11 protein-coding genes and 1 pseudogene are annotated in these 13625 nt (G+C 72.2%); 3 read left to right on the forward strand and 9 right to left on the reverse strand.

What is annotated here, in order from left to right; genetic code table 11:
- The first annotated feature begins 41 nt into the window (after positions 1-41).
- Positions 42-1226 carry a GDSL-type esterase/lipase family protein gene (locus tag IE145_RS14605; RefSeq protein WP_189525486.1) on the forward strand — a complete coding sequence of 395 codons (1185 nt, stop codon included), beginning with the start codon at positions 42-44 and terminating at the stop codon, positions 1224-1226.
- A gap of 12 nt (positions 1227-1238) precedes the next feature.
- On the opposite strand, the gene IE145_RS14610 is transcribed toward IE145_RS14605, so the two are convergent.
- From IE145_RS14610 to IE145_RS14620, 3 genes are read right to left on the reverse strand one after another with little or no spacing between them, the layout of a single operon-like run.
- A complete protein-coding gene (locus IE145_RS14610) occupies positions 1239-2423 on the reverse strand; it encodes a dipeptidase (RefSeq protein ID WP_189525487.1) in 1185 nt (394 codons plus the stop codon).
- Between the two features lie 12 nt (positions 2424-2435).
- Positions 2436-2975, reverse strand: a complete 540-nt coding sequence (gene purE / locus IE145_RS14615; protein WP_189525488.1) for a 5-(carboxyamino)imidazole ribonucleotide mutase — start codon at positions 2973-2975, stop codon at positions 2436-2438.
- Positions 2972-4123, reverse strand: a complete 1152-nt coding sequence (locus IE145_RS14620; protein ID WP_189525489.1) for a 5-(carboxyamino)imidazole ribonucleotide synthase — start codon at positions 4121-4123, stop codon at positions 2972-2974. Before IE145_RS14620 ends, purE begins: the two co-directional genes overlap by 4 nt.
- Positions 4124-4287: 164 nt before the next feature.
- Here IE145_RS14620 and IE145_RS14625 point away from each other — a divergent pair.
- Positions 4288-4725, forward strand: a pseudogene (locus IE145_RS14625) (GtrA family protein); the annotation flags it as partial.
- A 297-nt stretch (positions 4726-5022) separates the two neighbouring features.
- Here the strand turns inward: IE145_RS14625 and IE145_RS14630 are convergent.
- Both IE145_RS14630 and IE145_RS14635 read right to left on the reverse strand, forming a co-directional pair.
- Positions 5023-6288, reverse strand: coding sequence for a sensor histidine kinase (locus IE145_RS14630; RefSeq protein ID WP_189525491.1), 1266 nt, complete (start codon positions 6286-6288; stop codon positions 5023-5025).
- A 121-nt stretch (positions 6289-6409) separates the two neighbouring features.
- Positions 6410-7087 (reverse strand): response regulator transcription factor, encoded by a 678-nt coding sequence (locus IE145_RS14635; RefSeq protein ID WP_006125067.1) that lies wholly within the window; start codon positions 7085-7087, stop codon positions 6410-6412.
- Between the two features lie 488 nt (positions 7088-7575).
- Here IE145_RS14635 and IE145_RS14640 point away from each other — a divergent pair, with 488 nt between their 5' ends.
- On the forward strand, positions 7576-9060 hold the full coding sequence (locus IE145_RS14640) for an oligopeptide:H+ symporter (RefSeq protein ID WP_189525492.1): 1485 nt from the start codon (positions 7576-7578) through the stop codon (positions 9058-9060).
- A 205-nt stretch (positions 9061-9265) separates the two neighbouring features.
- On the opposite strand, the gene IE145_RS14645 is transcribed toward IE145_RS14640, so the two are convergent.
- From IE145_RS14645 to IE145_RS14660, 4 genes are all read right to left on the reverse strand, one after another.
- Positions 9266-10672, reverse strand: coding sequence for a hypothetical protein (locus tag IE145_RS14645; protein WP_189525493.1), 1407 nt, complete (start codon positions 10670-10672; stop codon positions 9266-9268).
- A gap of 14 nt (positions 10673-10686) precedes the next feature.
- Positions 10687-11730: a hypothetical protein gene (locus IE145_RS14650; protein WP_189525613.1), complete on the reverse strand. Its 1044-nt coding sequence runs from the start codon at positions 11728-11730 to the stop codon at positions 10687-10689.
- 89 nt (positions 11731-11819) lie between these two features.
- A complete protein-coding gene (locus IE145_RS14655) occupies positions 11820-12746 on the reverse strand; it encodes a COG1470 family protein (RefSeq protein WP_189525494.1) in 927 nt (308 codons plus the stop codon).
- An 83-nt stretch (positions 12747-12829) separates the two neighbouring features.
- A complete protein-coding gene (locus tag IE145_RS14660) occupies positions 12830-13576 on the reverse strand; it encodes a peptidase (RefSeq protein ID WP_189525495.1) in 747 nt (248 codons plus the stop codon).
- Positions 13577-13625 lie beyond the last annotated feature (49 nt).

A 13625-nucleotide genomic window follows, 5' to 3' on the forward strand; every position in this document is an offset into this window, starting at 1 on the left:
GTCCCGGCTTCGGCCCCGCCTCCGGCGGACAGGCTGAGGCCATGGACGACTTCCGCGGCCGGATCACCACCCCGCTCACCGCCGATCTTCTGCGCGGCGCGCTCGACCTGGAGCGCACCGCGCGCGGCGGGCTCCTCCCCCACCGGCTGCCCGCCCCGGCCCGTGCCCGGGCCGGCGGCGACGAGCAGGTGGCGCAGGCGGAGTCGCAGCCCTCGGGAGTGCGCGTGGTGTTCCGCAGCCGGGCCACCGCCGTGGAGCTGGACGTCCTGCGCACGGTGGTGGGGCACCGGGGGCTCCCGCCTCTCCCGAACGGTGCGTACGACCTGTACGTCGACGGGGAAGCGGCCGGCCGGGCCTCGGCGAGCGGCGGCAACGTGCTGATGGTCGACCTGTCCGACGGGGCACGGGAGCTGTTCCCCGGCAACCCCGGGACGGTGTCCTTCACCGGGCTGCCCGCGCGGGAGAAGACCGTCGAGATCTGGCTGCCCTACACCGAGACCACCGAACTGCTCGGGCTGCGCACCGATGCCCCGGTCGAGGCCCTGGAGCCGGGCGGGCGGCCGGTCTGGCTGCATCACGGCAGTTCCATCAGCCAGGGGTCCTCGGCCGACAGTTCCGCCACCGCGTGGCCCGCCCTGGCCGCCGCGTCGGGAGGTGTGGAGCTGGTCAACGCCTCGCTGGCGGGCAGCGCACTCCTCGATCCGTTCATCGCGGGCGCTCTGCGGGACGCCCCCGCCGACCTGATCAGCGTCAAGATCGGCATCAATCTCGTCAACCACGACGCGATGGGGGCGGGCGATTTCGGCCCGGCCGTGCACGGGTTCCTCGACACCGTCCGCGACGGGCATCCCACCGTGCCGCTGCTCGTCGTCTCGCCCATCCTCTGCCCCGCGCAGGAGGACACCCCGGGGCCCGCCGCCCCGGACGTCTCCGAGGGGCGGGTGGAGTTCACGGCGCTGGGAGACCCGGCCGACGCGGCGCACGGCAAGCTGACGCTGCGCGTCGTGCGGGAGGAGCTGGCCCGGATCGTGGCGGAGCGGGCGGCCGACGACCCGTGGCTGTCCTACCTGGACGGCCTCACCCTCTACGGCGAGGCCGACCACGCCGAGCTGCCGCTGCCCGACCGGCTGCACCCGGACGCCGCCGCCCACCGGCGCATCGGCGAGCGCTTCGGGGCGTTCGCCTTCGGTCCGGGGGGACCGTTCGCGGCGGTGGGCGGCGGATAGGGCTGCGGGGCGTCAGCCGTCCAACTCCGCGATCGTGGCGTGGGACGGGCCGCGCCCGCTCTGCTCGTCGCGGGCCACGGCTTCCGCGTCGCGCAGCACCCGTACGGAGTTCTGCCAGGTCAGCTTGGCGAGGTCGCCCTCGGACCAGTGGCGTCGCAGCAGCTCGGCGATCAGGTTCGGGTAGCCGGAGACGTCCTCCAGGCCGCGCGGGGTGAACGCCGTGCCGTCGTAGTCGCCGCCGATGCCGATGTGGTCGATGCCCGCGACCGCGCGCATGTGGTCGAGGTGGTCCGCGATGGTGGCGACGGTGGCCTCGGGGCGCGGGTGGGCCGCCTCGAAGTCCTCGTGGATGCGCATCGCGACCGGGGTGGTGTCGAGGTGGTGCAGACCGTGCTCGCGCATGTTGCGGTCGGCGGCCAGGGTCCAGGCGACGGCTTCGGGCAGCACGAACTTCGGGACGAAGGTCGCCATCGCGACGCCCCCGTTGGCCGGGAGGGCCGCCAGCACGTCGTCGGGGATGTTGCGCGGGTGGTCGCAGACGGCGCGGGCCGAGGAGTGCGAGAAGATCACCGGGGCGGTGCTGGTGGCGAGCGCGTCGCGCATGACGCCGTCCGCCACGTGCGAGAGGTCGACCAGCATGCCGATGCGGTTCATCTCGCGGACGACCTCGTGGCCGAAGGCGGAGAGACCGCCGAGGCGCGGCAGGTCCGTCGCGCTGTCGGCCCAGTCGATGTTGTCGTTGTGGGTGAGCGTCATGTAGCGGACGCCCAGGTCGTACAGGGCGCGCAGGGTGCCCAGCGAGTTGTTGATGGAGTGGCCGCCCTCGGCGCCCATCAGGGAGGCGATCCGTCCCTCGGCGCGGGCCTTCTCCAGGTCGTCGGCGGTGAGCGCCCGCCGCAGATGCGTCGGGTAGCGGGCGATCAGCTCGCCGACGACGTCGATCTGCTCCAGGGTGGCGCTGACCGCCGCGTCGCCTGTCAGGTCGGTGCGGACGTACACCGACCAGAACTGCCCGCCGACCCCGCCGGCCCGCAGCCGGCTCAGGTCGGTGTGGAGCAGGCCGCGCTGGTCGGCGGCGATGTCCCGGGCGTCGAGGTCGTAGCCGACCTGTTCGCGCAGGGCCCAGGGGAGGTCGTTGTGGCCGTCGACGACGGGGTGGGCGGCCAGCAGTTCACGGGCGCGGGCGAGGTGGTCCATGGGGGCCGCCCCCTACTTTCCGAAGCCGAAGGAGTCCGAGCCCTGGACCTTGGAGCGCAGCCGCTTGCCCTTCTCGGTGGCCTGGTCGTTCAGCTCCTGCTGGAACTCCCGCATCCGCTCCTGGAGCGCGGGGTCCTGCGTGGCGAGGATCCGGGCGGCGAGCAGGCCCGCGTTACGCGCTCCGCCGACCGAGACGGTGGCGACCGGCACCCCGGCGGGCATCTGGACGATGGAGAGCAGACTGTCCATGCCGTCCAGGTACTTCAGCGGCACCGGGACGCCGATGACCGGCAGCGGGGTGACCGAGGCCAGCATGCCGGGCAGGTGGGCCGCTCCGCCCGCGCCCGCGATGATCGCCTTCAGACCACGGCCCGCGGCCTCCTCGCCGTACGCGATCATCTCGCGCGGCATGCGGTGGGCGGAGACGACGTCGACCTCGTACGGGATCTCGAACTCGTCGAGCGCCTTGGCCGCCGCCTCCATGACGGGCCAGTCGGAGTCGGAGCCCATCACGATGCCGATCACGGGCGCCGGTGCGGAGGGGGGAGTCATTCGGTGATCGTTCCTCGCAGGTAGTCGGCCGCGTGCCGGGCGCGCTCCCGCACGTCCGCCAGATCGTCGCCGTAGGTGTTGACGTGGCCGACCTTGCGGCCGGGCTTCACGTCCTTGCCGTACATGTGGATCTTGAGCTGCGGGTCGTGGGCCATGCAGTGCAGGTAGCCCTGGTACATGTCCGGGTAGTCGCCGCCCAGGACGTTGCACATGACCGTCCAGGGGGCGCGGGGGCGCGGGTCGCCGAGCGGGAGGTCGAGGACCGCCCGTACGTGGTTGGCGAACTGCGAGGTGATCGCGCCGTCCTGGGTCCAGTGGCCGGAGTTGTGCGGGCGCATCGCCAGCTCGTTGACCAGAATGCCGGGGGTGCCGTCGGCGCTCCGCGTCTCGAACAGCTCGACGGCGAGGTGGCCGACGACGTCCAGCTCGGCGGCGATGCGCAGCGCGAGCTGCTGGGCATCGCCGGCCAGCTCCTCGGAGAGGTCCGGGGCCGGGGCGATCACCGTGTCGCAGACGCCGTCGACCTGGATGGACTCGACGACCGGGTAGGCGACGGCCTGGCCGTGCGGCGAGCGGACGATGTTGGCCGCCAGCTCCCGTATGAAGTCGACCTTCTCCTCCGCGAGGACCGGGACCCCGGCGCGGAACGGGTCGGCGGCGTCCGCCTCGGAGCGGACCACCCACACGCCCTTGCCGTCGTATCCGCCGCGCACGGTCTTGAGGATGACGGGGAAGCCCCCGACCTCCTCGGCGAACGCGGCGGCGTCGGCCGGGTCGCTCACGATGCGGTGGCGGGGGCAGGGTGCCCCGATCTCCAGGAGCCTGGCGCGCATCACCCCCTTGTCCTGGGCGTGCACCAGGGCATCGGGGCCGGGGCGCACGGGGATGCCGTCCGCCTCCAGGGCACGCAGATGCTCGGTCGGCACATGCTCGTGATCGAAGGTGATCACGTCGCAGCCGCGCGCGAAGGCGCGCAGGGTGTCCAGGTCGCGATAGTCGCCGATGACGACCTCGCTGACCACCTGGGCCGCCGAGTCCTGGGGGGTGTCACTGAGCAGCTTGAATTTCAGGCCGAGGGGGATACCCGCCTCGTGGGTCATGCGGGCGAGCTGACCGCCGCCGACCATGCCGACTACCGGGAACGTCACGCCTCCAGGGTATCCGCCACGCCGGTGGTTCCCGGACGGCCGTACGGATGGCCGCACGGGCCCGCCCCCGCGGACTCACGGGCGTCACACGGGTGGGCTGGTTAGCATGGCGGGGTTGACGTGGTTGCGTCGACGCCATCGAGCGGACGGACTGAGCGATCACCATGAGCGAACGGGGCGCACTGCGGACCCGGCTTGATCTGCTGGCCCGGGAGGTGGCCAAGTTCGGCGCGGTCGGCGCGGTGGGACTGCTGGTCAACATCGCCGTCTTCAACCTGCTCCGGCACACGACGGACCTCCAGGTCGTCCGGGCGAGTGTGCTGGCGACCTTCGTCGCGATCCTCTGCAACTACGTGGGCTTCCGCTACTGGACCTACCGGGACCGCGACAAGACCGGCCGGACCCGCGAGCTGACGCTCTTCCTGCTGTTCAGCGCGGCGGGCGCGGTGATCGAGAACGGTGTGCTGTATCTGGCGACGTACGGCTTCGGCTGGAACAGCCCGGTCCAGAGCAACGTCTTCAAGGTCCTCGGCATCGGGCTCGCGACCCTCTTCCGCTTCTGGTCCTACCGGACGTGGGTCTTCAAGGCGCTCCCCGCCGAGATCCGTCCCGTGGAGGCCCCGCTCATGGAGGCCCGGTCCGTGGAGGCCCGGTCCGTGGAGGCGCCGCTCGTCGGGGCTCCGCCCGTCGAGACCCCTGCGGCAGGGGCCCCTCCCTCGGAGACCCCTCGCGCGGAGACCCTTCCCGCAGAGGAGGCCGCGCGCTCCGCGGAGTGGTTTCTGGAGCAGCGGCGGCCGACGGAGACCCTAGAGCCCGGTCCCGTACGGAACTGAGGCCCGGCCTCGTACGGAGCCGGATTCCGGCCTCGTACGGAACCGGCGTGGCGCGTCCGTCGTTGTTCAGCGCACCGGGCGCTCAGGGGTCCTGCGGTCGACCGGGACCCGGCTGAGGAAGAGCGCGAAGACCGCCGGGTGCTGCTGGACCAGTTCCAGCCGCCCGCCGTCCGCCTCCGCGAGGTCGCGGGCGACGGCAAGGCCGATGCCGGTGGAGTTGCGGCCGCTGATGGCCCGCTCGAAGATCCGCGCCCCCAGCTCGGCGGGGACGCCGGGGCCCTCGTCCGTGACCTCGATGACCACCTGGTTGCCGGTCACCCGGGTGCGCAGGGCGACGGTGCCGCCGCCGTGCATCAGGGAGTTCTCGATCAGCGCCGCCAGGACCTGGGCGACCGCGCCCGGGGTGCCGACGGCCCGCAGCCCGTGCTTGCCGGAGCAGACGAGGGCCCGGCCCGTGGAGCGGTAGGCGGGGCGCCACTCCTCGATCTGCTGCTTGATGACCTCGTCGAGGTCGAAGACGACGGCGGAGCCGGTGCGCGGGTCGCGGGAGTTCGTCAGGAGCCGCTCGACGACGTCGGTGAGGCGCTCCACCTGGGTGAGGGCGATGTTCGCCTCCTCCTTGACCGTCTCGGGGTCGTCGGTGACGGAGATCTCCTCGATCCGCATGGAGAGCGCGGTCAGCGGTGTCCGCAACTGGTGCGAGGCGTCCGCGGCCAGCCGTCGTTCGGCGGTCAGCATCCGGGCGATCCGCTCGGCCGAGGAGTCCAGGACGTCGGCGACCCGGTCCAGCTCGGGCACTCCGTACCGCTTGTGGCGCGGGCGGGGGTCCCCGGAGCCCAGGCGTTCGGCGGTCTCGGCGAGATCGGTGAGCGGGGAGGCCAGCCGGTTGGCCTGGCGTACGGCGAGGAGCACGGCCGAGACGATCGCCAGCAGCGCCACCGCGCCGATGATCAGGAGGGTGCGCCCGACCTCGCGGGTGACGGACGAGCGGGACTCCTCGACGGTGACCTTCTCGCCCCCCTCCCCGGTCTCGGTGGCGCGCAGGACGGAGCCGGTGGGGCGGTCGCCGACGGAGATGGGCTCGCGGCCGGGGATCTCGATCAGCGCGTACCGGGCCGGGTCGATCTGTTCGGCCAGCACGCCGGAGTTGATCGTCTCCTCCCCCAGCAGCCGGCTCTCGACCACGCTGATCAGCCGGAGCGCCTCGGACTCGACGCTCTCCTGGGCGCTGGCGCTGATGGTGCGGGTCTCCACGATCACCAGCGAGACGCCGAAGACGGCGATGACGACGAGCACCACGGCAAGCGTGGAGTTGATCAGCCGACGGCGCATGCCCGCCGCCTCAGGGGGCCGTCGGGGCGGTTCTCAGAAGACGCAGGACGCGCAGGACGCACAGGACGCACAGGACGCAGGGGAGACGCAGGACGCATGGGAGGCATGGGTGCTTCGTACGTCAGCTCTTCTCGAACCGGAAGCCGACGCCCCGGACGGTGGCGATGTACCGCGGATTGGCGGCGTCGTCGCCGAGCTTCTTGCGCAGCCAGGAGATGTGCATGTCGAGGGTCTTGGTGGAGGACCACCAGGTGGTGTCCCAGACCTCGCGCATCAGCTGGTCGCGGGTGACGACCCGGCCGGCGTCCCGGACGAGGACCCGCAGCAGGTCGAACTCCTTGGCGGTGAGCTGGAGTTCCTCCTCGCCCATCCAGGCCCGGTGCGACTCCACGTCGATCCTGACGCCGTGGGTGGCGGGCTGCGGGACGGGCTCGGAGGAGCCGCGGCGCAGCAGGGCGCGGACCCGGGCGAGCAGCTCGGCGAGCCGGAACGGCTTGGTGACGTAGTCGTCGGCGCCCGCGTCCAGGCCGACGACCGTGTCGACCTCGTCCGCGCGGGCCGTCAGCACCAGGATCGGGATGGTGTGGCCGCCGGCCCGGAGTCTGCGGGCGACTTCGAGACCGTCCATCCCGGGCAGCCCCAGGTCGAGGACGACCAGGTCGATACCGCCCTGGAGTCCGGCGTCGAGCGCGGTCGGACCGTCCTGGCGGACCTCGACCTCGTAACCCTCCCGACGCAGTGCGCGGGCCAGGGGCTCCGAGATGGATGCGTCGTCCTCGGCGAGCAGTACACGGGTCATGGACTGATGGTAGTCCGGCCGGGCAGCCCGCCGTGAGGCCCGCGACGTCACCTGCGGGTCAGTGCCACAAAGAGGACGGGGGCCTTTGAATGTGGGAGTCTGGTTCCATCAGGACCTGTGATCCATCTCTCAAGTCCTTTCATATCCCGCCGTGTCGTGTCGTATGGTGTCCCGACGCCTGTTGCACTACTCAAGGACCTTTGGGCAGCCATGAGCGCCAAGGGTCCCTTTTGTGTGCGGGGCCGGTTCCCGCCGGCCCGCTCTGAGTGAATGACCTGTGAGCCGGGCCCGGGACGCGCGAACGCGCCCCGGGTGTGGATCCCGACGCGGTTCTTCCCCGCTCCACGCCGAGCCCCGCCAGGAGCCCGGTCGCATGGAGCACGTCCCCCTCAGGCGTGGGGACGGGGTACGCCGCGCCGGTGCCGGCTGCCCCCCACCGGGCGCGTACCGCTCATGAGGCGGCGCGTCCCGACCAGCAAGGATCGACCATGGCGTCCAGCCTGACGAAGGACTCGCCCAGTTCCGGCGAGAAGACCTTCTTCGGCCACCCCCGCGGCCTGGCCACACTCTTCATGACGGAGATGTGGGAGCGCTTCAGCTACTACGGCATGAGGGCACTGCTTCCCCTCTACCTGATCGCGCCCGGCGGGCTCGACATGGATGCCGGCACGGCGACCGCGATCTACTCCGTCTACCTGTCGCTGGTGTACCTGCTCGCCATGCCCGGCGGCTGGTTCGGCGACCGGGTCTGGGGTCCGCGCAAGACCGTCGCCATCGCGGGCGGCATCATCATGCTCGGCCACCTGACCCTGGCCCTGCCCTCCGAGGGCACCTTCTTCGCGGGTCTCGGCCTGGTGGCCATCGGCTCCGGCCTGCTGAAGTCCAACATCTCCACGATGGTCGGCCACCTCTACGACGGCCCGGACGACCCGCGCCGCGACGGTGGCTTCACGATCTTCTACATGGGCATCAACATGGGCGCCTTCGCGGCTCCCCTGGTGATCGGCACCGTGGGCGAGAACGTCAACTGGCACCTCGGCTTCGCCCTCGCCGCGCTCGGCATGGGCCTGGGCGTGGTCCAGTTCCTCATGGGCACCCGCCACCTGAACGAGCGCAGCCTCGTCGTCCCGAAGCCGCTCTCCAAGGACGAGCGCGCGGCCACGCTGCGCAAGTCGATGATCTGGCTGGGCGTCGCCGCCGTCTTCTACATCGGCACGGTCGTCACCGGCGTCTACACGCTGAACTGGCTGCTGGTCCCGATCACGATCGCGGGTCTGGTCATTCCGGTGATGGTCCTCGCGCGCATCAAGCGCGACAAGGAGCTCAGCCCCGCCGAGCAGTCGAAGATGACCGGGTACATCTGGTTCTTCGTGGCCGCGGCCATCTTCTGGATGATCTACGACCAGGGCGGCTCGACGCTCTCGATCTTCGCCGAGTCCTCGGCCGACAACAGCATCTTCGGCTGGGACTTCCCGGTCTCCTGGTACCAGTCGGTCAACCCGGTCCTGATCATGGCGCTCGCGCCGGTCTTCGCCACCTTCTGGCTCGCCCTGAACCGGCGTGGCAAGGAGCCGAGCACGATCGTGAAGTTCAGCTCCGGCCTCGTGCTGGTCGGCGCCTCGTTCTTCGTCTTCCTGATGCCGCTGACCATCGCGGGTGACGGCCACAAGGCCGCCGCGATGTGGCTGGTCGCGATCTACTTCATCCAGACCGTGGCCGAGCTGACGCTCTCCCCGGTCGGCCTCTCCGTCACCACGAAGATGGCGCCGGCGAAGTACGCCAGCCAGATGATGGGTGTCTGGTTCCTGGCCGTCACCGCCGGTGACTGCACCACGGGTCTGCTCTCGCTGGCCGGTGTGGAGCTCAACGGCACCGGGGTCGTGGCCCTGGAGGCGACGCTCGCCGTCGCCGCCGGTATCGCGATCTTCATGTACCGCGGCAAGGTCAAGCAGCTCATGGGTGACGTCCGCTGACGCACGCCCCGTAGGTCCCCTCGGGGGGAGGTACGTACGGCCGAGGGCCGCCGCACCGGAGTGTTCCGGTGCGGCGGCCCTCTGTCATGCCGGGACGCGGTCCCGTCGGGACCGCGTCTCGCCGTCGGGACCGCGTGTCGTGGTGGAAGCGCGTGACGTGCCGGAGCGCGTGTCGTGGTGGGACCGCGTGACGCGTCGGGAGCGCTCAGCGTGTGGCGCGGAGTTTCCGCCACGGGGTGAACGTGAACACCGCGCCGCCCAGCAGGATCGCCGTGCCGGCGACCAGGCCGAGCGCTCTCAGCGCACCGCCGTCCTCGGCCCCGGTGGCGGCCAGGCCGCCACCCGAGTCCGTGCCACCGCCGGACGCCGCGGCTCCGCCGGAGCCCGCCGCGCCGCCGCTGCCGCTGCCGCCGGACGCGCCGCCCGGCTGGGCGGAGGTGTCCAGTTCCAGGGAGACGGCCACATCGGCGGGCGGCGTGCAGGTGGTCGTCGTACCGGCGGCCATCACGGTCAGGACGCCCGGGCTGAGCGTGGACTTCCCGCTCGCACCGGGCTTGTACGTGCCCGTGAGATCCGGGATCTCGATCGGGGCGCCGGTCTTGATGACTTCCTTGTTCAGCGGCCCCTCGACCGTGACCGTGCCGTTGTCCGCCCCGCCGAGCTTGACGTCCATGGACGGTTTGACCTGGTTGGCCGGGATGTCGATCGGGCTGTCCATCACGGACTTGCTGAACTTCACCGTCAGGGCGTAGTCGCCGCCGCTCTTCTTGGCGCTGATGCGGACCGGCGAGGTGGCGTTCTTGTCCCCGATGGGGGTCTTGCACGCGTAGGCGACGGACACCTCCTTGCCGGGGAAGTCGGTCCCGCCTCCCCCGCCGCCGGTGCTTCCGCCGTCACCGCCTCCGGACGTGGCGCCGCCGGAGTCCGTGCCTCCGGTGGTCGTACCGCCGGTGTCCGAGCCACCCGTCGTCGTACCGCCGGAGTCCGAGCCACCCGTCGTCGTACCGCCGGAGTCCGAGCCACCCGTCGTCGTACCGCCGGAGTCCGAGCCACCCGTGGTCGTACCACCGGAGGTGGAGCCGCCGCCCTCGGTGACCTTGATCGTGGCGCCCGGCCGCACCTCTTCCTTCGGCGCGCACTTGGTGTCCGTCGAGATCGGCTTGGACACGTTGATGGTGTACGCGCCCGGGGTCAGCGTGATCTCCCCGGCCTTCTCCAGCTTCAGCGTGCCTTTCATGTCGGGCAGCACCATGGGGCTGTTCTTGGGGATCGGCGGGTTCTGCCGGGGGCCCTCCAGCTTCAGTTCGCCGCTCGCCGTGCCGCCCAGGGTGACGGTTCCGGTCGGCTTGACCGTGTCCGCCCCCAGGTCCAGCACGTCCGGGTTCTTGGAAGCGGCCTCGACCGTCTTCCAGACGACCTCGATCTGGTCGCCCACCTTCGCCTCGGCCGGAGCGGCCAGCTCCACCTTCGTGGTGCCCTGCACGGCGGGCAGTCCCGAGATCGGCGGCGGGACGCATTCCGTCGCGTAACTGACCTCGGCGGCCCGGGCCGGGCTCGCGGCCATCAGGATGCCCGCGCCGCCGAGCATCAGCGCGACTCCCGCCGCGCTCATCCTCCGTTGCGTTCTCACGCTTGTCCCTTCGTCGTGGGTGGGGGTCGGTTCTCTGACGGTGCGGAGTCCGGGGTGAACCACGGCAGCACCGCCGTGGTCGTGTTCGCGTCCGTGGGGTCGGCGGAGGTCGCGTCGGGGAGCCCGGCCGTCCTCCGCATGCGGTGCGCGCCGGCGGGGCGGGGCCGGACCTTGTCCACGATCGCCATGCCGATACGGAAGACCGCCGCCGGGACGACCAGGCAGAGCAGGACCCAGAAGAGGGTGACGCCCCACGGCCGGGCCACCCCCCACGGCTGTTCGGCCAGCACCTTGTCCCCGTACCGAAGGGAGACCTGGTAGTCCCCGTGCGCGCCCGCCGACAGCTCGACCGGCAGCTCGATCCGCGCCTTGCCACCGGGCGCGACCGTGCCGCGCCACTGGCGTTCCTCCCACTGCGGGGCGTAGACGCCGTGTGCGGTGCCGATCTCGAAGACGGGGTCCTGGAGGGGGGCGGAGCCGGGATTGCCGACGGTGAAGACCAGCCTGCGGGCGGGCGGGGCCCCGAACCAGGTCAGCAGGGAGCTGTCGCCTTCCAGACGCGCGGTGGCCAGCACCGCGAGCCTCCCGTCGCCGCTCTGCCTCGGCAGATCCGCCGTCGGATGGCCCGCCACCGTGAACTCCGCGTCGAACAGCGCCTGTTCACCCGTCACCGTGGCGACGTGCACCACGCAGGGGCAGGGTTGTGGGGGTTCGGACACCGGCAGCTTCTTGCGGAAGGCGCCCTTCTTGTCGGTCGTGACGGCGCGGCCGTCGGCGTTGGCGCAGGAGTTGGTGCCGCCGATGACACCCCGCTCCGGCGTGGACCGACCGCAGATCAGCAGCATCAGCAGCGCGTCGGGCCGCCAGCCGCTGCCGCTGACGGTGATCTCCCCACCCTTGCCCGCCTCCTTCTTGGACAGGCTGACGGCAGGGTCGCCGTCGGCCGCCCGCGCGCCCGGTGCCGTGAGGACCAGCAGAGCGGGCAGCAGGGCGAGGAGGGCCAGGAGGGCGGTCAGGTGCGGCCTGCCGACAGGTCGGATGGGCCGAGCAGGCCGGGCAGGCCGGGCGGGCCGGGCGGGCCGGGCGGGCCGGAGAAGGGTGCGGGGGGCTTCGCGTTCGGGCTGCCGCGTCACGTCTTCGCTCCCGCCTTCAGCAACGGTTCTGTGGCCGTCGGGGGTTGTGCCTCGCCCCTGAGTGGTTGCGGGGCCGTGCGCCCCGTGGGCCGCCGCCTCCGGTACGCGCCGGAGGCGAACACGGCCAGGCCGCCGAGGAGCAGCAGCCCGCCGCCGACGGCCGGGCCCACCGGGAGGTACGTCGCCGAGGCCTCCGCCTCGTCGCGGACACCCCCCGGCGCGGTGACCCGCAGGCGTACGGTCACCGCGTCCAGGGCCGGGGCGTCGGGCCAGGGTTCGGTCCGCTCGGCCCTCCGGCCGGGGGCCAGTTCCAGCGGCAGGGGCCGTTCCGGGCGGTCCAGCAGCGTGCCGAACACGCCCTCGGCGCGCACCGCCAGCCGCGGCCTCAGCGTCGCGTTGCCCCGGTTGACCAGGGCGTACCTGATCGTCCCACCGGAGATCTCGACGTCCTCGACGGTGAGCGCCGCGAGTGTCGCGCCGACGGTCCGGACCCGGACCGGTACGCGGACCTCCTCGCCCCCGCCGATGGCCACGGCCTCCCCGGAGGCGTCGCCGGGCACCGCGTCGGGCGGCACCGTGAGGGCGAGCGGCACATCGGCGCGGGTGCGGGCCGGGACGGTGACCGTGTCCTCGGCGAACCTGATCCAGCCCCCGGCCCGGCCGTCGCCCCGGAGCCGTACGGTCAGCGGGGCCCGCCCCGAGTTGGTCACCGCGAGGCGGTCCTGGAGGACCGCGCCGGGCGCGCCCTCCAGATAGACGTACGGCCGGGCGTCCCGGCCGCTGCCGGTCCCGGCGGGCCGGGCCGTCCAGTCCGCGGGACCGTCGTCGGCGGCTGCCGGGGGCGCGAGCCCGTACAGCAGGGCGGCGAGCACCGCCGTGAGGACGGGCAGCGCCCGCCAAAGGCGCGGGGCGGGTGGCGACATGGGCGGCTCCTTGCCTTCCGGCGGCGACGGCGGCGTACGGGCCGTGCGCCTCTCACGGGTCGTACGCTTCCCCCATGCCGTGGTCAGCCCGTGGGCCGCTGTCCGCGCCGGGTCAGCCAGAGCACCCCGGCCGCTCCGGCCAGCAGCACGGTGCCGCCGAGCGTGCCGAGCGCCACCGCCGAGTCCAGGGGGCCGGTGCGGGGCAGTTCGCCGCCGCCCGAAGCGCCTCCGGTGGCACCGCCCGTGGAGCCGCTTCCCGTGGAGCCGCTTCCCGTGGACCCGCCGGTCGATCCCCCGGTCGAGCCGCCGCCCGACGAGCCGCCCGCCCCCTCGACGTCGAGTTCGAGGGACGGGCCGGGGCTGTTCCTGGGCGTACAGGTGGTGGTCGTACCGAGGGCCTTGATGGTGAGGACCCCGGCGGTGAAGGTGACCTTGCCGCTCTTCTTCGGGGTGTACGTCCCCGACAGGTCACTGATCTTGATCGGGGTGTTGGCCGGGATCGCCTCGGCGTTCGCCGGGCCGGAGACCTGGACCTTGCCCGTCTCCGCTCCGCCCAGTTCGATCACGGCACTCGGGTTCATGGCCCCCTTGCCCAGCTCGACCGGGCTGGAGGAGACACCCTTCTGGAAGGACATGGTGAGCTTGTAGCCACCGCCGCTCTTGACGCTCTTGATGTCGATGGGCGAGACGGCCCCCTTGGGGCCGATGGGCGTCACGCACTGATAGTTGACGTCCACGACCTGGGCGTACGCGGCAGGCGCGCCCGCCGCCACGATCGAGCCCGCCAGCGCGGCCGCCAGCGCGAGAGTTGTCCGTTTCCGGTTCGGCACCTCGTGTTCCCCTCTTGCCGGACGCCGCCGCCCGCCATGATGCTTACGC

Origin of the sequence: Streptomyces sindenensis, assembly GCF_014649035.1 — a bacterium.
Taxonomy (GTDB): Bacteria; Actinomycetota; Actinomycetes; order Streptomycetales; family Streptomycetaceae; genus Streptomyces; species Streptomyces sindenensis.